This is a genomic window from Spirosoma agri (genome assembly GCF_010747415.1).
In the GTDB taxonomy this organism is placed as follows: domain Bacteria; phylum Bacteroidota; class Bacteroidia; order Cytophagales; family Spirosomataceae; genus Spirosoma; species Spirosoma agri.
Map to the genome: position 1 here is coordinate 2160454 of NZ_JAAGNZ010000001.1, position 23469 is coordinate 2183922.

General features: G+C 51.7%; 18 protein-coding genes. 7 read left to right on the top strand and 11 right to left on the bottom strand.

Going from position 1 to position 23469, the window contains the following annotated elements:
* Window positions 1-163: 163 nt before the first annotated feature.
* The 3 genes from GK091_RS08835 to GK091_RS08845 form a co-directional block, all read right to left on the bottom strand.
* Window positions 164-907, bottom strand: a complete 744-nt coding sequence (locus GK091_RS08835; protein ID WP_164036443.1) for a DUF4440 domain-containing protein — start codon at window positions 905-907, stop codon at window positions 164-166.
* A 149-nt stretch (window positions 908-1056) separates the two neighbouring features.
* The gene (locus GK091_RS08840) at window positions 1057-3870 is read right to left on the bottom strand and encodes a TonB-dependent receptor domain-containing protein (RefSeq protein WP_164036445.1); all 2814 of its coding nucleotides are present in this window, start codon (window positions 3868-3870) and stop codon (window positions 1057-1059) included.
* Window positions 3871-4046: 176 nt separating this feature from the next.
* On the bottom strand, window positions 4047-4967 hold the full coding sequence (locus GK091_RS08845; RefSeq protein ID WP_164036448.1) for an RluA family pseudouridine synthase: 921 nt from the start codon (window positions 4965-4967) through the stop codon (window positions 4047-4049).
* Between the two features lie 270 nt (window positions 4968-5237).
* Between GK091_RS08845 and GK091_RS08850 the strand changes: the two genes are divergently transcribed.
* From GK091_RS08850 to GK091_RS08860, 3 genes are read left to right on the top strand one after another with little or no spacing between them, the layout of a single operon-like run.
* Entirely contained in the window at window positions 5238-6377 is a 1140-nt protein-coding gene (locus GK091_RS08850; RefSeq protein WP_164036450.1) for an FIST signal transduction protein, read from the top strand.
* Window positions 6378-6380: 3 nt separating this feature from the next.
* Window positions 6381-7910: an ATP-binding protein gene (locus GK091_RS08855; protein ID WP_164036452.1), complete on the top strand. Its 1530-nt coding sequence runs from the start codon at window positions 6381-6383 to the stop codon at window positions 7908-7910.
* Window positions 7911-7964: 54 nt separating this feature from the next.
* Window positions 7965-8333 carry an Hpt domain-containing protein gene (locus GK091_RS08860; protein ID WP_164036454.1) on the top strand — a complete coding sequence of 123 codons (369 nt, stop codon included), beginning with the start codon at window positions 7965-7967 and terminating at the stop codon, window positions 8331-8333.
* Window positions 8334-8357: 24 nt separating this feature from the next.
* Here the strand turns inward: GK091_RS08860 and GK091_RS08865 are convergent, their stop codons facing one another.
* Complete coding sequence (locus tag GK091_RS08865; RefSeq protein WP_164036456.1) at window positions 8358-9137, bottom strand: LytR/AlgR family response regulator transcription factor; 780 nt, start codon at window positions 9135-9137, stop codon at window positions 8358-8360.
* A 48-nt stretch (window positions 9138-9185) separates the two neighbouring features.
* Window positions 9186-10334 (bottom strand): sensor histidine kinase, encoded by a 1149-nt coding sequence (locus GK091_RS08870; protein WP_164040662.1) that lies wholly within the window; start codon window positions 10332-10334, stop codon window positions 9186-9188.
* 181 nt (window positions 10335-10515) lie between these two features.
* On the opposite strand from GK091_RS08870, the gene GK091_RS08875 reads away from it, so the two are divergent.
* The 3 genes from GK091_RS08875 (at window position 10516) to GK091_RS08885 (ending at window position 13767) form a co-directional block, all read left to right on the top strand.
* Window positions 10516-11349, top strand: a complete 834-nt coding sequence (locus GK091_RS08875; protein WP_164036458.1) for an SdiA-regulated domain-containing protein — start codon at window positions 10516-10518, stop codon at window positions 11347-11349.
* A 212-nt stretch (window positions 11350-11561) separates the two neighbouring features.
* Window positions 11562-12584, top strand: a complete 1023-nt coding sequence (locus tag GK091_RS08880) for a S66 peptidase family protein (RefSeq protein WP_164036460.1) — start codon at window positions 11562-11564, stop codon at window positions 12582-12584.
* 52 nt (window positions 12585-12636) lie between these two features.
* A complete protein-coding gene (locus tag GK091_RS08885) occupies window positions 12637-13767 on the top strand; it encodes an AI-2E family transporter (RefSeq protein ID WP_164036461.1) in 1131 nt (376 codons plus the stop codon).
* A gap of 100 nt (window positions 13768-13867) precedes the next feature.
* Here the strand turns inward: GK091_RS08885 and GK091_RS08890 are convergent, their stop codons facing one another.
* Window positions 13868-14875 carry a nitrilase-related carbon-nitrogen hydrolase gene (locus GK091_RS08890; protein ID WP_164036463.1) on the bottom strand — a complete coding sequence of 336 codons (1008 nt, stop codon included), beginning with the start codon at window positions 14873-14875 and terminating at the stop codon, window positions 13868-13870.
* 191 nt (window positions 14876-15066) lie between these two features.
* Here GK091_RS08890 and bshB1 point away from each other — a divergent pair, with 191 nt between their 5' ends.
* The gene (bshB1, locus tag GK091_RS08895) at window positions 15067-15786 is read left to right on the top strand and encodes a bacillithiol biosynthesis deacetylase BshB1 (RefSeq protein ID WP_164036465.1); all 720 of its coding nucleotides are present in this window, start codon (window positions 15067-15069) and stop codon (window positions 15784-15786) included.
* 3 nt (window positions 15787-15789) lie between these two features.
* Here the strand turns inward: bshB1 and GK091_RS08900 are convergent, their stop codons facing one another.
* The 5 genes from GK091_RS08900 to GK091_RS08920 form a co-directional block, all read right to left on the bottom strand.
* Window positions 15790-16791: a hypothetical protein gene (locus tag GK091_RS08900; protein WP_164036467.1), complete on the bottom strand. Its 1002-nt coding sequence runs from the start codon at window positions 16789-16791 to the stop codon at window positions 15790-15792.
* Between the two features lie 52 nt (window positions 16792-16843).
* Window positions 16844-19567, bottom strand: coding sequence for a hypothetical protein (locus GK091_RS08905; RefSeq protein WP_164036469.1), 2724 nt, complete (start codon window positions 19565-19567; stop codon window positions 16844-16846).
* 106 nt (window positions 19568-19673) lie between these two features.
* Entirely contained in the window at window positions 19674-21065 is a 1392-nt protein-coding gene (locus GK091_RS08910; protein WP_164036471.1) for a protoporphyrinogen/coproporphyrinogen oxidase, read from the bottom strand.
* A 116-nt stretch (window positions 21066-21181) separates the two neighbouring features.
* Window positions 21182-21943, bottom strand: a complete 762-nt coding sequence (locus tag GK091_RS08915) for a glycosyltransferase family 2 protein (protein ID WP_164036473.1) — start codon at window positions 21941-21943, stop codon at window positions 21182-21184.
* A 335-nt stretch (window positions 21944-22278) separates the two neighbouring features.
* A complete protein-coding gene (locus GK091_RS08920) occupies window positions 22279-23445 on the bottom strand; it encodes an acyltransferase family protein (protein WP_164036475.1) in 1167 nt (388 codons plus the stop codon).
* Window positions 23446-23469 lie beyond the last annotated feature (24 nt).

The following is a 23469-nucleotide window of genomic DNA, read 5'->3' on the forward strand; positions in this document are numbered from 1 at the left end:
CAGAATCAGGCTACGAATGCCAGCGACTCATCAGAAGTCCTGAAAAAGCGGATGCCAGAAATAAATGTATTATTAAGTACGCCAATCATGCCTGCTTCGTTGCACGCGAGTTCTATCGTCTGAACCAGATGCTAAACTGGACCAGACGGTTATACTGGCCAGACTAATTCACCAGCGTTACTTTTTGCGCTTTCACCGCAGATGGACTAGTAGTCTGAATGGCGGCAATCTGCCAACGGTTATCGTCACGCTTCAGCACGTGCGTATAGATCGTCTTTTCGGGTTTCGTCGTATTGGTCAGTGTGCCATAAACTACAATTATATTATCATCTATGGATTGAGCCCGATCAATCGTTGTTTGCAGCGCATCGACTGTTTTCGGCTGATCTAGCCCTAATAGGTTGGTCAGGCCGTTGGTAATGTCGTCCGCTTCATTCCGGACGGTCGTGTTCTGCGTCAAAATCGTTGACAGCGCAGCTGTATCACCAGTGCTGTAAGCCTTCGTAAAGGCAGCCTCTGTATTACGGGCAATGGAATCGATGGCCGTCTGAGCCAGTGGTCCCCGCCGGGGTTTGTCACCTCGGAATAGGTTCTTACCGGCATTGGCGAGTTGACTAAACACGGGTAGATCGGCCGATATGCCCACGGCAAAAATAACCGCAACGATAGCCGGTACGATGAACTCCCGGCGAATGCCCCCCGTTCGCCGATCTTTGGTATACCCCGTGATCGATGCCCAGTTATTGACAATGTGAAAGAGAGCCGCCGTTACGAATAGAATGCCAAACCAGGCGTGGGTATGTTCGACGGCGTGCGAACCCTGCCCGAAATAAATTAAAAGGCCCGTTGCGGCCAGCACAAAAAACACGACAGCCACCGAAAGGCTAACAAGGTTCTTGGATTTCATAGGGCACGAAGAGATTGACAGACAAAGATATACGGAGTGGGCTATAAACAAGGAATCCCTCCAGCAGTGCCGAGGGGATTACCACCAACCTATTCTAATTAAGAGCAAAGGCCGTAGCGAGTCTTGTTTCGCCACGGCCCTGAAAGGATTTACGAACGGGGCCGACCGCTGCGTCCACTGCCGCCACTGGCTGGCGTTGTCTGCTGCTGTTGCTGACCCCCACCGTTATTGTCGCCACCGCCGTCGCCATCTTTCACGTCGTCGTTGTTGATCGATCGCCGGCTTCTACGAGGGCTGTCAAAGCTCATTTTGCCGAGTTTGTAGCTGAACGTTAACCGAACACCCGCGTTGTAGAAGTTCGTCACTGCTTTTTGCGTCAGGATGGGCGACGAGAGTTCAGACGTCATCGTGAATGGGTGGTTGAGGAAGTTTTCCGCAGCCAGGCCAATGCTGGTCTTTTTGTTGTTGAATTCTTTTCGCATGCCCACGTTGTAGAAGTACATGCTGGTCTGGTAACCCTGCAACTGGATCTGCTTGCCCCGCATGCCACCGAACGCCTGGAAGGCCCAACCATTTGCAAGGTTCACGCTGCCGTTGATACGACCCGAAATGACCCAGCCCGAGTTGGAGGCCGAATAGATCGGATTGGCATTGTTGTTGGTTAGGCTGACATGGTAGAGGTCAATACCACCACCGAGTTGCAGTTTGGAGAACAGCGTTCCATTCCCGAACAGGTTGAGGCCATACGCATCCTGATGACCAACGTTCTGGTAACTGGTCCGAATCACCTGCTGAAGAACGGGGTTCGTTGGGTCGCCAAATGATTGCTGCGATACGTCCCGAACGGCTGTGATCTCGTTGTTCGTACGCCGGGCAAACAGCGATGCGTTCAGGTACAGACCCTTGATGTTGGCACTGGTGCTGAATTCAACGTTGTCGGTCAATTCAGGCGACAGATAGGGGTTACCAATTGTAATGTTCGTCGGGTTGGCCGCATTGATGTTCGGGTTCAGGAACTGAATACCAGGTCGCTGAATCCGGCGGTTATACGCCAGTTTGATGATCTTACCACCACCCAGACTTTTCGAGATGTTCAAGCTTGGAACGATGTTCCCGTAATCAGGGATGGACGTTGCCTGTCCGGCTGATTCATTGCTGAACTTGGCATTGATAAAGGTATATTCGTACCGGGCACCCGCCTTGATCGTGAATTTGCTCTTGGTTGTCAGCGTATAAGACAGGTACGAAGCGGCAATGTTCTGATCGTAGAAGAGCGTATTGCCCAGGCGGCTTGGGTCAGTTTGGTAGGCTCCTTCAGCTCCGTTTGCCAGGAAGTACTGATATTCACTGTTCGCCTGACGGAAGATACCCTTAGCCCCAATTTCCAGTAATTGATTCTGTTTGATGGGCGTCTGGTAATCTACCTGCAAGGTCGATTCCTGGTTATAGCTCGTGTTGTCGTTTTTCTGACGGGCGGTAATCGTTTCAAAATCAGTGCCGCTCAGAATGTCCGCTACGAAGTTGTTCGTGCGGTTGTTACGGCTATACAGGGCCAGCACACTAAATTCCTGCTGGGGCTTGTAGGTCTTCGTGTAGGTTATGTTGCCATCGACGGTTCCCGATAAATCCTTTGTCTGTACATTCCGATCGTTCAGGCTGGGGAAGTAGCCGTTCGGTTGAAACGTTTGGGTCAGCAGGTTATACTGGTTAGCCGTACCATTTCGGGCTCCGTAACGCAGACTGGCCGTTAGTGAGGTCGTTTTGTTGATGTCATAATCCCAACCCAGCTGGTAGTTACCGAACAGGCGCTGACTCAGGGTGTTGGCTGTTTGAAGCGTACGGGTCGTACCGGCACTCGATGTGGTGGTCTGGTCATTCATGAACGATCCTTTCACGTTGTACTCGGCCCGGCCAAATCCGCTCAGGCTGAAACCCATCTTGCCCGTACGATAATTACCGTTCAGACCGAGGTTACTGCCCCGGTTGCCTCCGCCCCCGTCTACATTGAGCGTAGCTCCCTGAAGATTATTTTTCTTGGTCACGATGTTGATGATACCCGCCGACCCTTCTGCATCGTATTTGGCGGAGGGACTAGTGATCACTTCAACCGTTTTGATCATATCCGCCGGAATCTGTTTCAGCGCGTCAGCAACGCTACTGGCCACGATCGTAGACGGCTTGTTGTTGATCAGAACCGTTACGTTGCTGCTCCCGCGAAGGCTAACGTTCCCGTCCATGTCGACGGCCAGCATAGGCACTTTGCGCATGATGTCGGTGGCATCACCCCCTTTGGCGGTAATGTCTTTATCGGCGTTATAAACCAGCCGGTCCACTTTTTCTTCGATCAGAGCGGCCTGACCAACCACATTCACCTCTTTCAGCGTCCGAACGTCAGATGAGATTTTTATGGTGCCGAGATTGATGTCACTGCCACGCTCGATGGTGATGATGTTTGACCGTTTGTCTTTGTAGCCGATAAACGAATATTGGAGCCGGTACTTGCCCGGTGCCAGTTTAGGCAGTACAAACTTTCCGGAAGCATCGGCGGTAGTGCCGTCGATGGGCTTATTGGTCGCCGTGTTAAGCAGCGCGATGGTTGCAAATTCAACTGGTTTGTTGCTCGATGAATCGACCAGAGCGCCAGAAATCTTACCGTTACCGCGAGCAATAGGCTCCGCTTCAGAACCCGTTGTTCCCGGTCTCGGCTGATCAGTAGTGGCTGGCGCAACGGCCTCTTTGGTGGGGCTGGCCGGCATCGTGAACGTGTCGGGAGGAGTCGTGGCAGGGGTGCCGGTAGCACTGCCGGGGGTGGTGCTGACCGGTGCTGCGAAGGGGTCGGGTGTGGTTGTAGCAGGTGTCCCAGCGGCTGGCGTCCCAGCTCCAGTCGGCACCTGGGCAACAGCCGCTGGAACGCCAGCCGCTGTTGAACCAACGATGAGTATAGAAAGTAATAGCGTTTTCATGACATTCGGAATTGACGATCCAAAGGTGCACTCAGGAGTGGTCGTAGCGAAATCAATTTGGCCGAATGCCGATTTTTGAACGCCGAAGCGGGGGATTGAGGGGTGGAAGGAAATGACTTTGCCGTTTCTAAATAGACAGGAACCGAGCCCAGACGAACCGAACTCGAGTCCCTGAACTACTCGTCGCGTTCTTTTAAAACGCTCGTAAAACTCTTCGGTATGGGGGCTTCAAATCGCAAAGGTTCGCCGGTAATCGGATGCTCAAACGCCAGCACCTCCGCGTGCAGACCCAGCCGACCGATTGGATCGGAGGTAGCTCCGTATTTGGTATCGCCCACAATCGGATGACCGATGTCCTGCATGTGGACGCGTATCTGGTTTTTCCGGCCCGTTTCCAGTTCCAGTTCCAGCAGGGCGAAATGCGGTGTGGCTCTCGCTACCGCGTAGTTCGTAACTGACAGATACCCATTATCCGGATTCTGGCTGGAATAAACGATCAGGGCTTTGCTTTCCCGCAGATACGACGTGATCGTGCCTTTTGGCGGCTCGGGTACCCCTTCCACCAGCGCGACGTACGTTCGTTCCTTGGTCGTTGCGTTCCAGGATTCCTGCATCAACTTCTGTACCCGTTCGCTCTTGGCAAACATCATCACGCCCGACGTTTCGCGGTCGAGCCGGTGAATGATAAATATTTTGTTTTTAGGGTCTTCCTTCTTGATATAGTCGCTCAGAATGCTGTAGGCGGTCCGGTCCCTTTCCTTATTCGTCGCCATGGAGAGCAAACCGGCCTGCTTGTTGATCACGATCAGGTGCTCGTCTTCAAAGAGCAGCGTAAGGCCGCGATACTGGGTCGTTTCGGGAGCCCGGTTGGCGGCCACAAGTACGGTCTGACCCGCACGCAAGGGGTGGTTGAACTGCGTATAGACTTTTCCGTCAACCAGAATCTGTTTGTTCCGCAGCAGTGATTTAATATTATTCCTGTTTTTGTGCGGCAGATTGACAACCAGAAAGTCCATTAGCTGGGCTGGTTCTACAACGGTTAGCTGGGTGTCGGAGCGTTGGCCGCGTTTCCGGCGGGGTTGATCGGTATTATCCATTGGGCAAAGATACGGTTTCGTCTGCTTATCACACGCTTGCTCTGCCTAGCGAGTTTGGTTTCCAGCCCTGGACCCGATCAAACGCTCCGACCGCCATTTTAACAGTTAAGGCGTCATGGGCAGATTTGTATCTGTATAAGTAGGTGAAAAGGTGATATGGTAAAATAATAGCGATGATTGTCATTTAATAGTAAACTTATTTATATTTCGTACTCCAATTGCGTTCATTAACGGTACTCTATTTTTTAACTGAATTTTTCATACCATACCATGAGAATAGGTCAGACCAGATATGCTGACGGTAGCTGGGAAAACGTGTCTGAAACACCGGGTTTTTTACCCGAAAAAGCAAATCTGGTACTGGCTTTTGGTGAGCGACGCGTACTGGAAACGACGAGTCCCTATGAACACCTGTGTCGTCTTTATCCAACCGCTGCCATCGTCATCAATTCCACATCCGGCGAAATACTGGCCGATAAAGTCTCTGACAATTCAATTGTCGTTACCGCGATCGAACTGGAAAAAACCGCCGTTCGGACGGTTCAGATCGACATCACCGATCACAAGCAGAGTTCTCAGGCCGGTGAGCAAATTGCCTCTTCGCTGGATGGCGACGATCTGGCCGTTATTCTTCTTATCTCCGATGGCAGCGTTGTGAACGGGAGTGATCTGATCGCGGCCAGTAACCGATGCCTGAACCGTCTGGTGCCTGTCATTGGTGGTCTGGCGGGTGACGGAGACCGTTTTGAACGAACTGTGGTGGGGGTCAATCAGAATCCCGAACCAGGAAAAGTCGTTGGGATTGGTTTGTATGGCCAGGGCCTGAAGATCGGGCACGGGAGCCGGGGTGGCTGGGACGTATTCGGCCCCGAACGCGAAGTGACCAAATCGTCTTACAATGAATTATATGAGATCGATGGCCGGATGGCGCTGGATCTTTATAAAGATTACTTGGGAAAATACGCCGAAGGGTTGCCCGGAACGGCATTACTGTTCCCGTTATCGATTCGTATAACCCCTGATTCACAACCATTGGTACGGACAATTCTGTCGATCAACGAGGCTACCAAAAGCATGATCTTTGCCGGTGATATTCCGCAGGGGGCCCGCGTTCGATTCATGCGTGCCAATCTGGACCGGTTGATCGATGCCTCGGCTACCGCTGCCCAGACATCATTGCAACAGTTGGGCACAACTCCCGAACTGGCTCTGCTTATCAGTTGCGTGGGTCGCAAACTGGTATTGGGACAGCGGACGGAAGAAGAGGTTGAAGTGGCCCGCGACATTTTCGGTCATCAGCCGGTGATGACCGGCTTTTACGCCTACGGTGAAATTGCACCGGCAGGACCTGCCTCGCCGGGGGAACTCCACAACCAGACCATGACCATAACGATCTTATCGGAACAATAAGCAATGGATGTCAATTCGCTACACAAAATACTGAAACGTCAGATCAGCAAACATCTAACGCCGGATTGTCTAGAACACGATCGTTTTCAACAGTTTATCCAGGCTGTCAATGAGTCCTACCTGAATTTTGATCGGGACAAAGAATTACTGGAACACTCGGCCTCGCTCAATGATCGTGAGTATTCCGACATAAATGATAAACTAAAGGACGAGGTCAGCCAGCGGAGCCAGTCGGTTGAAAAACTGATCGAAGCAATTCATTTGATCGAAGTGCCGGACGGTGAAACCATTGTGGGCGCTGATACTAACAACCTGGTGGGATTGGTCGATTTTCTGCAACGCCAGATCGAGTACCGGAAACGGATTGAAGACGAGCTGCGTAGTGCTAAGGAGGTGGCCGAAAATGCTACGCAGGCCAAGTCGGACTTTCTGTCGATGATGAGCCACGAAATTCGGACGCCACTCAATGGTATCGTTGGCATGACCTACCTGATGCTCCAGGAGGAAGTGCCGCCTGCGTTGACGGAAAATCTCAAGACGCTTCAGTTCTCCATCGAGCATCTTCAGGCGCTGATTAACGATATTCTGGATTTCAGCAAAATTGAAGCCGGTAAAGTTGAGCTGGAAGAAGTCAATTTCGATTTCAAGCAGCTTGTGTCCAATATCAAACGGGCACAGCAGGCCAAAGCGCAGGAAAATAGCAATCGAATCCGGTTAATGGTCGACGATGATATTCCGAATACGCTGGTCGGTGACTCACTCCGGATCGGGCAGGTTCTGACCAATCTGGTGTCCAACGCGATCAAATTTACGCATAACGGAACGATCACCATTGAGCTGTCGCTGGAGCAGCGCACCGAAGAACGGGCTTCGATTTACGTATCCGTTCAGGATACCGGCATTGGTATTGCCCCGGAGAAACAGGAGGCCATCTTCACCATGTTTACACAGGCAAATTCAGCCACGACTCGCAAGTTTGGCGGAACGGGTCTGGGTCTGGTCATTACCAAGCGATTGCTGGAACTGCATGGCAGCGCTATTCGGATCGAGAGCGAAGAGGGTAGGGGTGCTACGTTTTCGTTTACGCTCGATCTAGCGATCAGTCAGGCATCGGCCCCGACAATGTCGACCCCTGATGCGGTTGATAACGTGACGCTGAAAGGATTGAAGATTTTACTGGTCGAAGATTATCCGGTGAACGTGAAGGTAGCGATGAAGTTTCTGACCATGTGGGGTATTGAGGTAGAAACAGCCGAAAATGGCTTGATCGGGTATAATAAATGCCGGGAAGGACAGTTCGATCTGGTGCTGATGGACTTGCAGATGCCCGTTATGGATGGGTATACCGCTGCGCAGGAAATTCAGAAGATTAACGCCGATCTGCCCATCATTGCCCTCACGGCATCGGCCACGTTCAGCAACCGGGACCGGGCCGTGCTGGTCGGTATGGTTGACTACGTTACCAAGCCGTTTAACCCGAAGGATCTGTTCGCCAAAATTGCGAAGTACAGCCAACGACACCTGGCCCTATAGGCATTGCCATCAAATGACAGCATAGGTACAAATCAGTATAATAGGAAAATCGATATGACGACTATAGTACATTCCATTGATTACGAACGACTTCGGAAATTGCACAGCCATGACGAGCGGCTCATTATCAACGTCCTCACGTTGATTCTGGATGAAGTGCTGCCTGATTTCGACACGATAGAAGCCAACATTCAGAAGCAGGAGTGGGCAGAGGCCGCCCATACGGCCCATCAGCTAATACCCTGGGTTGGCATGGCGGGGTTGACATCGCTGGAAAACGAGCTGCGTACGTTTGAACAGGTGGCTAAACGGAATCCCAACGCCGATGACATTCGATCCGCCTGGTATCAGTTCAGAGCGGGACTCGACGAAGCCATACCGCTACTTCAGCAGGAGTTAACAAATCTGGAAGGCAAACGCTAGGCGGCTTACGCCCTTGCCGTTCGCCTATTTACCGAGCCATTCTTTAAACTCGGTCATGCGGTCTCCGCTGACAAATACTTCATGTTTTGATTTTGGCGTCAGGTCAATTTTGAGCTTACCGGCGGAAAAGGTATGAATGGTCTGAATAGCAGGCAGCGACACCAGAAACTGACGACTGATCCGGAAAAACTGACGGGGGTTAAGCAATTGAGTGAGTTTGTCCAGACTGTAGTCAACCGGTAGATTCAACCCGTCTTTCGTGACCAGAAAAACGATTTTTTCTTCGAGGTAAAAGAAGGCGATGTCATGCGTGCTGATGCTCCGGATCTTGCTGCCAACCGTAATCATGAAGCGGTCTTTATAGTCGGTCTGCGTCGATTTGCCGATCAGGTTCAGCAGCGTATCCAGATCGGGAGCGGGCGGACTCGCCTGGCCAAACTGCTTTTTCAGGGCTTTGAACTTTTCGATAGCCGCCACTAATTCGTCGTAATTGATCGGTTTGAGCAGATAATCGATGCTGTTCACTTTGAACGCCTGAATCATATATTCGTCGTAGGCAGTCGTAAAAATGACAGGTGTTGTCAGGTTCGCCTGTTCAAAGATTCGAAAACCCAGATCGTCTTCCAGGTGAATATCCATGAACACCAGATCAATGGCCGGCCGGTCGGACCGGCCCAGCCAGGCAACGGCTTCAGCAACAGAGGGGATTTGCGCTAGTACATTGATCGTCGGATCGTATTTGTTAAGAAGACTTTCCAGCCGCTTGGCGGTCAGGTTTTCGTCTTCGATGATAACAACGTTCATACGTGTAAAAAGTAATGAAGTAAAAGGGCGAACGGGTACCATACGGCGCTACGTTGCCGTTCGCTCGTTCAATAGAGGAATCTTCACAATGAAGGCTCCTTCGTTCTCGCCAACCCATACGGGCTGATCGGTCAGCAGCGCATAACGCGTAATGATGTTCTGTAGCCCAACGCCCGTTGAATTTTCGGACTGTGGGCGCGGTTGTAAGTTGTTCTGTACCAGCAAACAATCGCCCTCGAGTTGAATGTAGACGTGCAGCGGCTCTTTGGTCGACATCCGGTTGTGCTTCACCGCATTTTCGACCAGCAACTGCAAAGTCAGCGGAGCAATGCTATACCGGGTCTGGTCCGCTTCGGGCACGTTAATGACCACATCGAACTTGTTTTCGAAGCGAATATTCAGCAAAAAACGGTAGGCCTGAATGAACTCCAGTTCGGTTTTCAGCAGTACCCGCTCATTGTCTTTCTGCTCCAGAATATAGCGGTATGCCCTTGATAACTGATCGATGAATTTCTCCGATAGTTCGGCATCCGCATGTACCAGTGACGATAAAATGCTAAGACTGTTGAACAGAAAATGCGGATTGACCTGGCTTTTCAGGGCCGCAAACTGTGCCTGAACATTTTCTTTTTCCAGTCGTTCGGCCCGTACCTGCACGGCTTCCAGCTGGCGTTGAGCCCGGCGGTTGGAGGCCAGATAAAAAGCCGATAACATCGCCATGACCGTCAAGCCGTTGTTTGTCCGTCGGCGCTGGTCGCGGTTTTTGCGACGATCCTCCGACATAGGCTGCTGCGGATTGGGTCGTTGTGCCCGTGTTTCCTGCTCACGCACGATACCAAAACCGCGTTGCAGCGTATCATCGACACTGTGCCAGAGCGTGTAAAACGCTATATTGAAAACAACCGCCAGTGCGCTGGCAATGCCCAGCGTTGCCAGTTGGGCCGGAATGCCGAACTCAACGACGAACCCTTCGCCGAACCGACTGAAAAGCCGTTGCTGTATCCACTCGGTTACGTTGAGCCAGGCGTAAAAAAATAAAATGCTGAGCAGCGTTTCCAACATCCAGAACGGAATGTTGCGCATGATGAGCGCCCAGCTGAAAACCGATACATTGATGTATAGCCGAATAGGCCAGTAAATAACAAACACGCTCAGCGCGAGTTGCCATTTCTGTCGGTTCGTCAGGCGGTGGGTCAGGGTGGATACTGTCATTAGACAAAGCTACTGATAGTCACTGCCGGACAAAAAAGAAACCGGCGGAATGCCCGTTTCGGGAATCCGAATGACGCCATTCAGTTTATGAGTAGAGACCAATCGTACAAGGGCTGCGTGTTGCTATCAGTCTAACCCCTATTTTTACCGCAAAACCCCTTCGTACATGAATCGTCTTATTCTGGGAATGCTGGTGCTACTGATCGGCTGCGGCCCTTCGTCGAAAAAAAATGAAACAACCAAAGCTGGCCGAATCGACGCACCGTTCAAACTGCCTTATCAGCTCACGGCACCCGACGAAACCTATACCTTGCCCAAAAAACTGGAAGAAATTTCGGGTCTGACGTACTACAAAGATGATCAGTTATTGTGCGTGCAGGACGAGGAAGCGGTTGTTTTTGTGTACGATTACAAAAAAAAGGCATTGGTGAATGAATTTGGCTTCGGTGGCTACGGCGACTTCGAAGGCATCGAATATGTGAACGACGATGTCTATGTGCTGGAAAGTAATGGGAATCTGTTTCGCTTCAAACCCGAATCGACGCAGATCGGTCGAACGAAAACCGACTTGCCCAAAAAGACGGAAGTGGAAGGCCTGGGTTACGATCCGAAAACAAAACGGTTGCTGATTGCGGTCAAAAACGGAAATGGATCGAGCGACAAAGCTGTTTATTCGTACGACCTGCTGAACAAAGCCGTTTTCAAAGACATGAACCTGAACGACGAACAATTAAACGACGCGGGTATCGACCCCAAAACCTACAAGCCATCGGGTATTGCCGTACACCCGATTACGGGCGAGTGGTACATTCTGACGTCGGCGGGAAAACGACTGATTATTACCAGTCGGCAGGCTAAAATCCGTTATTCGGAACCGCTCGATCCCAAGCAGTTTCGTCAGCCCGAAGGTATCTGCTTCGCACCCAACGGCGATCTGTTCATTGCCAGTGAAGGCAGTGGCAAAAAGGGCTACATCATGAAGTTCAACTACAAAAAATAAATCCGTACCGAACCGCCAGCGGCTGTTCTTGACCGTTCGATACTGGTCAAGAGCATGAAGTAAGTACAGTAGTAGGCCGTAAAAGGGGTTATTTTTGACGAATAAAGCTGGATGCATGCTTGTAATGAGGGTAAATGGTTAATTTGGTGACGTACCGGTTTATACTGCCATTTCGGCAAACCAATTGCCTAAGAACAAACGCCTGATCGCCAATGCCTACCCGCCGTTCGCTGCTCAAAACCGCTGCGCTTGCTCCCTTCCTGCCTGTACTGCCAGCGACATCCCCAACGATCAAACCCCCGCGTCTCAAATCCGGCGATACCGTTGGGCTGATTTGCCCGGCAGCCCCCGCCTACAGCCGCGAAACGGTGCAGATCACCATTGAATCGTTGCAGGCGCTGGGATTGCAGACCAAACTGGCTCCTCATGTGTATGATCGCTACGGGTATCTGGCCGGACGGGATGCTGATCGGGCCGCCGACGTGAATGCGCTGTTTGCCGATCCATCCGTACAGATGATCATGGCCGTACACGGTGGATGGGGGTGCGCCCGAATCCTGCCGCTAATCGATTATGAACTGATCCGGCGGAATCCGAAAATCCTGATTGGCTACAGTGACATCACGGCTTTATTGCTGGCTATTCACGCTAAAACGGGCCTAACAACCATGCATGGACCGGTGGGGGCCGTGACGTGGAATGCGTTTACCGTAGACTGGCTGCGGCAGGTGCTCATGGATGGACAGGCGGTTACCTTTCAGAATCCGACGAAAAAAGACGATAATCTGACCCAGACGAAAGATCGAATTATGACCCTTCGGCCTGGCATCGCGCGGGGTCAGCTGGTTGGCGGCAATCTGACGGTATTGTCTCACCTAGTCGGGTCGGCCTATCTCCCCGACTGGAAAGGGAAGATTCTGTTTGTGGAAGATACCCACGAAGATATTTACAGCGTCGACCGGATGCTGACTCATCTGAAACTGGCGGGTATTTTGAACCAGATTGCCGGATTCATTTTCGGGAAATGTACAGCCTGCGAACCGGGTAGTGGCGGGTATGGCTCCCTCACGTTTGACGACATACTATCGGATCATATCGTACCGCTGAACGTACCTGCCTTTGCGGGATCGATGATCGGCCACATCACCGACAAGTTTACGGTGCCGCTCGGCGTCAATGCCGAAATCGATGCCAGTAAAGGTACAATCCGATTGCTGGAGCGGGCGGTGTTGTAAAGACAATGGGCCTTTATTTTAGTTTACCTGTAAATTCTTCTTTTCTATAGACATGCTTTCTGAAGCCCCACGTCCTCATTACCACCAATTCTCGCATTCGCTGCTGTCGCTGGCTATCCTGACGGCTGCCATTTACCTGGGTCAGGATATTCTGGTACCGCTGGCAATGGCCGGGCTACTGGCCGTATTATTACGTCCCGTCGAAGCTCGGCTTACCAAATGGGGTATGCACAAGGTCATCGCTATCAGTCTGGCGTTATTACTGGCCGTTGTTTTATTATCCGGCTTAACGATCATGTTGTCGATGCAAATCGCGGACTTTACCGATGACATCCCAAAACTGCGGGACAATATCAATGAGGTGTACCACGATGTGCAGCGCTGGATTCGGCAGGAGTACAACGTCAGCTACCGCCAACAGAATACGTATATTCAGAAAGCTCAGGCACAAACACTGAACAGTCTACAAAGCCCCGATACGCTGGGCATCATTGCCGGGCCGCTCGGTACGCTGACACTCGTTCCTATTTACGTTTTTCTGCTGCTCTATTACCGGACGATGCTGCTGCATTTTGTCGTTGTATCGTTCTCCGTAAAATACACGGCTCAGGTTCGTGAAGTGCTGAGTGAGATCAAAGGTGTTATTCAGAGTTACATGGTTGGCCTGCTGATCGAAACGCTGGTAGTCGCCGTGCTCAATTCCGTAGGACTACTGCTGCTTGGCGTTCAATACGCTGTCCTGCTGGGGATCATGGCCGCCATTCTGAATCTTATTCCGTACATCGGTGGCTTAGTGGCAACGGTACTGACGGTATTGATCACATTCGGAAACCAACCCGATCTGGGTGTTATACTGGGTGTGGTCGGTGTTTTTCTGCTCGTTCAATTTATTGACAACAACGTACTGGTGCCGCTTATCGTGGCTTCTAAAGTGCGGGTCAATGCGCTGGTGTCAATTATTGGCGTACTGATCGGTGGTGCTTTGGCGGGTGTATCGGGAATGTTTCTGTCGATTCCGGCTATCGCTATTCTTAAGGTCATCTTCGACCGGGTAGATAGTCTGCGGGCGTGGGGCGTTCTGTTAGGGGATCAGACTCCGGAAGAAGCGGGTAGTAATCTGTTTCGATTACCCAAACGACAGCGGAGAGTTGCCATTGTCGAAAACGGTGATGCACAACCGTAGCATGTAATCAAATAGCGTGGGCGGAAGCCCGCGAAACGAAGTCTGAGCAATACATCTATTGTCTCGCGGGCTTTCGCCCACGCTACTGTTTCACTCTCCGTCAGCTGTACAGTTTTTTGATAACTTCCTGTTGTGTCCGGATGAACTGTTGCCGTTCGGCGGGTTGGCTCAGGAGCGTGTTGGGTGGGTAGAGGCTGTGTTTGGCGTAGCTTTCCGAGTAAAGTTCGAGCCGCTGACGGGCCAGTAGATTGCTGGCTGAGGGTCGCTGGCGAAACTCCCGTAAGGCTGCCAGATCAATATCGGCGTTGGCGACCATGCTCTCGCCATAACCCGCTTCGGCTAAAACAAGCCCTTTCGGATCAATGACCTTGGACCCGGCATCGAGCGATCCCACCGGAAGTGCGCTATCGGTCATTCCCGCCGAATTAGCCGATACGACATACGCCATATTTTCGATGGCCCGAGCCAGTTTCGCCACATTCCGCTGAGTAGGCAAGGGACTCCCAATTTCCGACGTAGAATGCAGGAGCACTTCGGCACCCCGAACGGCTAAACACCGGGCTACTTCGGGATATAAAATGTCTTCGGAGGCAAGGCAGGCCAGATTACCAATGTTCGTTTTAACGACAGGAAACAGCGATTCGTAGCCATACGCATCCAGATAAAGCTCCCAAACGTCGTGGGGCGTGGGCGATACCATCGAGTTTAGCCGGCGATAGCGTAAGAGCACGTCACCGTTCGGGCCAATGATGAAACTAGTTTGAAAAAAGAGTTCCGGAAAGAAAGGGTCCTGTTCGTAGGCATTGCCCGAAAAGTAAACCTGCTGGCGTTGTACCATGGCACTGAGTGCCTCATAGATGCGACCGTCAATCTCCAGCGCAGCTTTTTCGCGCCACTCGTGGGTTGTTTCGGTGGTTGGAAAACCCGTTAGGAAGTACTCCGGCACGACGACAAGAAGCGTGTCGCGGCCAATAATGTTGATGGAAGCGGCTAGCTGTTTTTCAAGGCGATCGATGGTGTTAAGCATCACCGCTTCGACTTCGTCGCGGGTCTGATAGGCATTAACTGTCTGGCAGGTTAGCTGAAGGGCAAGCGCTTTGTAGGACATATAATGAATGTAAAAGGTAGTGGGTGTAGAGGCCTGTAGGCTCTCCGGGCCTAAAAATAGCCTTTTTCAGTGGAAAAATGATTGCCCGCAGTTTTTGCCCCGCGCGAACAAATTCCGGCTGACTTTGCTTGTCAATATAGCCGGCTATTATTGGCAGTTGCTGACCGGATGGATTATTAAGAGACAAGTTTATGAAAGTAGATGTATTGGCTATTGCCGCTCATCCCGACGATATTGAAATGACCTGCGCGGGTACGATCCTGTCGCTGGTCGAACAAGGTAAAACTGTTGCTGGCGTCGATCTGACCCGGGGTGAACTGGGGACTCGGGGAACGCCCGAAATTCGACTGGCTGAATCGGCAGAAGGGTCCCGGATTATGAATTTAGTGGCGCGGGAGAATATGGGATTTCGTGACGGCTTTTTCCGGAATGACGAAGAACACCAGCTCGCACTGATCGCCACGATTCGTCACTATCAACCCCAGATCGTGCTGACGAATACCGTTGAAGACCGTCATCCCGATCATGGTCGGGCGGCTCAGTTAGTGATCGATGCCTGTTTTTATTCAGGGCTGCGGCAAATTAAAACCGTTGGCAAAGATGGTCAGCCGCAGGAGGCTCACCGACCTCTTTTCATTTATCACTTTATTCAGGATCGTTCGCTCAAGCCGGATTTCGTTGTCGATGTGACACCCTATTGGGCGCGTAAACTGATGGCCATTCAGGCTTATAAAAGCCAGTTTTTCGATCCAACCAGCAGCGAGCCCCAGAGCTACATTTCGGGCGAAGCGTTTATGAAGTTCCTCGAATCCCGGACGCGTGAACATGGCCACATGATCGGCGCTGAATTTGGCGAAGGATTCATAACCAAGCGTATGCTGGGGGTGAAGGATATATTCCAGCTATCGTAACGACTACAGGTTCAGTCGCCGACGAACAGCGTCCAGCCAAACCGCTCTGCCCATGCAGTTCCAGTGGGTATCACCCGTCAGGTAAGGCGATTGGCTGGCCTGTTTATAGGGCGCATACACATTGACCGTTTTCACCTGTAGAGCCGGGTTTTCCTGAATCCGTTCGATGAGGTGATTATATACACCACGATTGGGTTCAAGAATGGTTGCTTTGTTCGGAATAATGGACAGATACACCTCATCGAAACCTAACCGGCGGTAGCGATTTGCCACTGAATTGACACTATCGACCAGCGTGTTGACTTCCTGATCAGAAAGCGGCACGAAGGACGATAATTTTTTGCGCGTTGTGTCGGTATCAAAATCCAGAAAAATGTTCTTGTGATCGCGGGACAGACTGACGCCCGTGCTGGTTCGGTTAAACCAGTTGAGGGTCAACGTAGCCTTCAGTTCTTTGAACCAGAAGGCCCAGTCGTGACTGAACAACGTCGATGCAAGTCGCTCTTCAACATCGCTACGGTGATAATCGTCCACCAGGCTACGACGCCACGATGCCCCTGGCAATGGATGCTGAGCGGTATCGCGCAGTACGACCAGTTCGTTGATCGGTTGGGCGAAGTGTTCACGAAAATGGCGTTCGACTGTTTCCAGCAGCAGCACATTTCGCTTCGTCGGGTCTAGCTGCGCCCGCTGCGAAAAGCCCCACTTAACACGCTGATAATGACTGACGGCGAAATCTTGCTGGCTAATCCGCTCTTCTTCCGAAAAACTATCGCCGATCACGTGCAGGTTTGTCGATGCCGTATCGCTCGATCGATTCGATGGCGGACACTGGGGTTGATTGTCTTTAAATTGGGGAAGCGCTGAGATCCGGTACAGATCCCCGTGGCGGTAATCATCCACGATGACACCCGCCGAATAGAGCCAGTGAGAAACAGTCGTCGAGAGCCCACCCGCCCACAAAACAAGGGCGATAACAAGAACGATATACCGGAGAAAACGCATCGTAATAACTGTAATGAGGTACGTAATGGTTAGGTAACTACCCCGCCATTGCCTACCGGAGTCGGATACTAAATAATTGCACGGTTTGCTTGGCCCCGCTTAAAATGTATAATTCATTGGTCCGTTCGTCAAATTGCAGGGACACCAAATGATCGCTTGGGATAGGCCGGTCGCCTATGATACGACCATTGAGGTCGTAGAGTGTCGTAAACCCACCGGACTTAACGCTGATCAGCTCAATACCGGCCCCAAGTCGATAATAGCGAATATTGCTGCGACCTGGTTGCAGGGCCCGAATATCAAACCGACGCTGCCCCTGCTGATCGAGTACCGTTGCTTCCGTATCACTGGATCGTAACAGAAGCCAATTTGTCTGGGCTTCGTCGGGGAACAGTCGGAAAACGCCACTGCGAACGGGGCGGTACAGCTGTGTCTTATGGGTAACTACGCCATTGGTGTTCAAGGTCAGAAGCTGGCCCTCTTCGGTAATTGTCTGAATGGTAGACTGGCCGAACGGCAACAGCGCCGGCCCCGCAAACCGGACATCCAGCTCATCTTCGGTAGCCCGCTTAACCTGAATCGGAAACCGGGGAAACTGGGTTCCATTTTCACGCCATCGGTTCAGTATGCCATCGGCTTGGGTGGCCAGTATTTCCATGCCCGCCCGCGTGGCAATGACCTGGAAAGGGAGCAGAAGGGGGCTTTTGCGTTGAGCGGCCATGATGCGTACAAATGCCTTTCGCTGGCGATCAAGCGCGTATACGGCACCGTCCTGATGGGCAACCAGTGCTACCCAGTTTCGTTGCAGACTACCGCGTGGTCGGGTCAGGTAGGTAGGATCGATGCCTGCCGGTAGCCTGATCGCGGTCAACTTCGCCGATCGCTTTCGAGGGTCGGTCACGTAAAGCGTCTGATCGGTCATGAATAGGTATTGCAGGTTCCCGTTATCCAGAAAGTCCACCGCCAGAGTGTTACTGCGAATAGGTCCGTCGAGTGCCTGCTGCGGAATTCGGTCGCCCTCCGGCGTTACCAGCACAAACTGACCCGCCTGTGCATAAAACTGCGGGGCGCCGTCACTCAAACTACCCGTCACGACCGGAGCGGAAAGCAATGGTGCTGTAAACTCGATCTTTTTCTGCAACAACAACCGGTTCAGCACGGCCTTGCTCGCACGTCGGGCTGTGCGACCCAACACCAGCGTCGATAGGATTTTTTCGTTGCCGTAGCTGGCCTGATAGGCTATATTGTCCAGACCAGCCAACCCCGAACTATGGTCGGTTCTGGCAGGGTCGTCGAGCAGGTTTTGCCACGCCAGCGGCCATGTTGACGTGAGCAGGGTTTGCGACTGGTCGGTGTTGACGCGGTTCAGGCGAACGAAGGCGGTGAAATTTGCCGGACGAAGCGTATTTTTTAAGAGGTCAGCCTGGCGCGGATCAGTCGACCAAACGGCTTTCCGCTGAAGCTGCTGAAGATACTCCTGCATCGCTTCTTCGGCGTTGGCTATGATCAGCGACGACCCGTGCTGGGTGATCCAGCTCCGCTGAAAACCGGTGAACAGGCTGCTAAACAGCGACGCGGGCAGTTCGGGTACGTCCAACAGCAGGGTTTTATGGCCCAGGAATGTTTTCGGCGCAGCCAAGTTTCTGGCTCCGGCCAGGTAAGCTGCCTGTTGATACGCGTTTGATAGTGCCTTGACGTTCGTCGCATTCAGGACCATAACCTGCTGGCGGGCACCGGAAGGCGACTCCATGCGACACAGCAGTATGTCGGAACCCAGCGATTGGTAAAGCGGTTCGGTGGCGGATTCGATCTGATCATATCGCTCCCGCAGGAAATCACTGGACGCCGAACGAAGCAATTTCCGCAGGGATCGACCAAAGTCGGAGGCATTACTGATGCCGATGTGGTAGAGCGTAGCCGTCGTTTGCGGAATCAGCTCCGGACTTTGAATACGCCGGGGCGTCTGGTCTGTAAATAACGATGCCACATCCTGTCGTGCGCCGATTTCATCCGCAGCGTATCCGATCAGGTGCGATTGCGACGCGGGCTGACGGAACTGCAAATTCAATTCTTCCGGCAAAAAGAGTCGTATCAGTGAACCGGCACTGCCGAACAGAGACTGAAGGATTTGGGGACGTACCGATAGAACCGCCAGGTGATCACGATCTACCCGAAAGTCGGGCTCCGACCGGGGTAACGTCAACGTCTGGTGCATGCGTTTGGCTACGTTCTCGATCAGAATACCCGACGAACTGCCAACCAAAAATCCGTCGGTGATGATGAACGAGAGAACAGGCTCGTTGGATCTGGATACCAAATCCAGAATTTTTTCTCCAGAGAATGTATGCCTCAGGATGCGGAACTGACGTGGATTCGGATTCGTCAGGCGATTCAAAAACGGTTGATCGGCCTCTGCTATGGGAATGTACAGAATAAAATCGAGCGTCGTTCGGGAGATCGAATGGAGCGAATACCGGATATTCTTCCCCTTGGCAAACTCGATCGCAGCGACAGAATCGGTAGCGGCAAAAAGAAAACGGTCGAGCCGTTGACGAGCCTCGTCGAAGATAGGTAGCTGCTGTAGGGCAATCTGATTTCGGAGGGCCTGCGCCGATACCGTATCCTGTAAGTGATCACTGGCCAGCACCAGCAGCGAACCAGCGGGCATCAGTGACCAAATCGTACGGTTCGATGGGTATACCTGTCGATAACCAAACCAACCACCCAGTACCAGTAAAACGGCTCCTAGGCCAATCCAGATGCGTTTGTCGCTCAAAACAAAAAAAGTTTGTGTCGGGCCGCCGGGGCGGTTTATAGTTTGTCGTTGGCAGGCTTGCGCCATAGAAACCACAAACTACAAACTATAAACCAAAAACAGAGTATTATTTCCCCCACATCGCATTGGCGGTTTCGGGGAACGGCATGGTTACTTCGGGAACATTGGCTGCCACACGGTTAGCCCATTCAACGCCTTGCATCAGGGAGTGATCCTGATTGCTGACTTCGTATTTCCAGGCACCGAACCGGCCGCGTGAATAAATGCCGAAGGGTTCCAGCTTGGGTAACACGGCTTTCAGAATGCTATCCCGCTCGACAGATGGCGTTGGGTACCCATAATCAAACGCCATGTGGAATGTCGATACGACATCGTCGGCTGATTCGATGAGCTGATCTTCCAGTAACGCCCGAATCGTGTCGTTGACCAGTGTTTCGCGGTTAACAGGTTTCGCCGATGATTCACTCGTTTCAGTCATCAGCGACCAGTTCTGCTCGATATCCGGAACGTTGTTCGGGCTGTAGTTCGAGAACACCGTTACGCGGTAATAAGGACTGTTGTATTCCGGAAAATACATCCAGCACATGGTTTCCAGGCTTTTCTTCGGCTTTCCTTTCAGGCCGATACCAACCACGTTCGTCGAAGAGTGTTTCAGCCCCTGCGCTGCCTGTACGGTTTCCGCGTCAAGCCCTTCTACCCGTTGCGTGAAGAGGTCGATCGGCATCGTACTCATCAGGTATTCGTAATGAATTTCTTCACCACCGGCGAGTACGACCTTTTTCTCCGGACCGACAACTTTTTCGACGGTAGCGTTCAGCTTCACGTATTCCCGGCCAACCAGATCACCAACGGCTTCCCAAATACCACCCGTTCCACCCTGTTTCGGGAACTTGAAGGTGCTGTTTGGTCCCCACGAAAAGTCATCCTGATCGAAGATGATGTTTTTTGTGACGCGCTGTAAATCCGTAACCGCTACCCGTTCGCCAACCCAAACGGCATTCATATCCTCCGGAGGATAGGCCCAAACTTTGAAGTTGTAGGGGAACATGAACGTTTCCGCCAGACCGGGTCCGAACGTAGCCAGAATCCATTCGCGGAAATTGGCTGGCTTGATGTTGGACGGATGTTTATAGTTATGGATAATACCTTCGAGGCATTTCCACATCGTTTCGGGCGAGAGGTATTTGATGTTGTTCTGGAATGGGTAGGGCACGAACCGATTTTCGATCCAGACCCACGATTCGCGCTGGTGACTCAGCCAGCCCTCTTCACCCAATGCTTTGAGCATCAGGTCGTCGAAGTACTTATAGTGCGAAAACTGCACGTGACCGCCTACATCCCACGTAAACCCCTTTTCATCAACAAAACTTTTTGACAAGCCACCGATACGGTTCTCTTTTTCCAGAACTATGAAATCGGTGATGCCCAGTTCTTTCAGGCGGTAGGCAGCGCCAAGACCAGTTGGCCCTGACCCAATAATGACATACTTATACTTCATGGGTTGAGTTTAACTGCCTACGGCTGGCTCTACGAGGGCAGCGTTGTATGGGAACAGACGACAAAACCAGCCGTCAGGAACGAAGCCAATCCCCAATTATCAGACGTTTAGTACACTTAGGCCGTTACCGGTTCTGGCTTTTTGAGCGCTTTTACCTTGCTGCTCAACTCAAGCCGGAACTGAGCCAGTTCTTTAAAGCTTTGGATACAAACCTTCAACAGCTTCCATTTCAGGATGGAAACCGTACCGGTAAGGCGTTCCTTGTGCGTGATGGGGATATCGAATGTATTGAATCCGGCCTTTTTCGCCATAACCGCCAGAAAAATATTGGGCGCGAATGGCGTCGGAGTTGGCAGTTGAGCCAGCAGTTTTTTTAGGAAGCTTCCCCGAATGAGCCGGAAAGGAATATTGCTATCCATGATGTATGTTCCGTAAATGAACGCGATGCTCATCCGAAGGATACGGGTAATAACCAGACGCGTCGGGGCATCGTACCGTTCTTCGCGGTACCCCAGGATAAACGGTGAATCATTACGTTTTGCCCAGAGTTTAGCGAAGTCATCGGCAACAAACTGATCATCACTGTCCGTCTGAAAAACATATTCAGAGTCCAGCGCAACGGCTTGTCTGTATCCGTTCACAACTGCATTCCCGTGGCCTCCATTTGGCTGATGAACAACCATCAATTTAGGGTACTTACTCTTGATCTGATCCAGAATTGCCCCCGTATTGTCACGCGACCCATCGTTGATGACGATCAGTTTAGTGTTTTCGGTCGGAAACTGACGGGTCAGCAAATCAGTCCATTGCTTCACAACGACATCAATAACTTCTTCTTCGTTGTAAGCGGGCATTACAATTGACAGCAGGATGCTCATGCAGCGTATCTATGGAGTTCGTAATAGGTGGGCCGTTTGGGCCGGTCCACCAAAACGCCGAGCAATCAGTCAGCCGCGACGCAAATGGTGTACAGATCTTAATTTATGCAAATATAGGAAATTGTTGGTGGAGCGTCTTTACTCTGAATAGGACTTTATTGAGCGGGAAAGAGAGTTCTCGTTTCGTTCATACACCCGATAAGGCCTGCTATTTCATGAACGAACTCCGATTTAGGCATAATCCAACCCTGTAAGTTGATGATAACGAGCCAGTAGTATAGTTATGGAGCCTGTTCGCCTGTCTACGCATCAGTTAGTGACCAATTGTTACTTTGTTAATACGAGAATCGATCCTTCAGATTGTTGATCGGCTTCTCGATCAGAAACCACGACAGGGTAGCCAGCAGAAGCGTTAGTGACAGATAAAACATGAAGGGGAAGATGTAGGAGCTGTTCAGGAGAGGGACAACATCCGTAATTCGGCGCCAGGCCCGCAGGGTAAAATGAGTGGGTGGCGTGTGGTAGACGTTAAAAACAAAGTTGTGGTATAAATACAGACCATAACTGATTTTTCCCATGTACTGACTAACCGGATTTTCGAGTATCCACTTCATCGGACCGCCGAAGCCCAGAACCGCCCGCCCGATCAGGAAAAAGCCGATGAGCGAAGCCGCCAGCCGCTCCCATACATCAGACATGATATTATGATGGCCCTGCCAGCCCTGAAGATCAGGGACGGCGGGTACAATTTTCGTTAACATAACCACCGCAATGAACAGCCCGATACTAAGCCAGATCCAGCCGGTGTTCTGAAATACCTGCTGGAATCGCTCGCGCTGATACAGCCACCAGAACGCCATGATCGTGCCCAGACCAAACGAATCCAGACAGGCGGGCATGGTCACGTAGCCAATGAACCAGGGTGCCCGCGCCCGATAGAGCACGTAGCGCAGGGCTATGGCACCCACGATCATAAGGATCGCCGTTGCCGGAACCCACCGGCGTGGCACCAGGAACAGCAGTAGAGGAAAAAAAAGATAAAACTGCTCTTCTACTGCCAGTGACCACAAGTGATCGACGGTGCCCATCCACACCGAATAATAGGCCATATACAGGTTGGTGGCGTAGAGAGCAAGCCAGCCGAACGTTTTCCGGACGGGCGGTTCATTGAGCGCGTAAAGAACAACCAGCACCAGATAATAGACCGGGAAAATGCGGATCGTCCGGCGGATGTAGAAGATTTTCAGGTATTTACCCAGTCCGCCATTGGGTCTGTCTTTGAGTTTGTCCTTGCTCGATAGTAGAATGCGCGTAATCAGAAAGCCACTGAGGACAAAGAAAATTGTGACACCCAGCGCGCCAAGCGGTAAATCGACGCGTCCGGCCATCCAGTGGTCGAATAACACCAGCGCGACGGCCAGGAACCGAACACCATCTAACTGACGAAGATGATACAGGGCTGGTCGGGCAGTGGTAGCAGTCGTTGGCGCGTTTGTTTGCATAGGGTTGGTAACTGAGGTAATTCG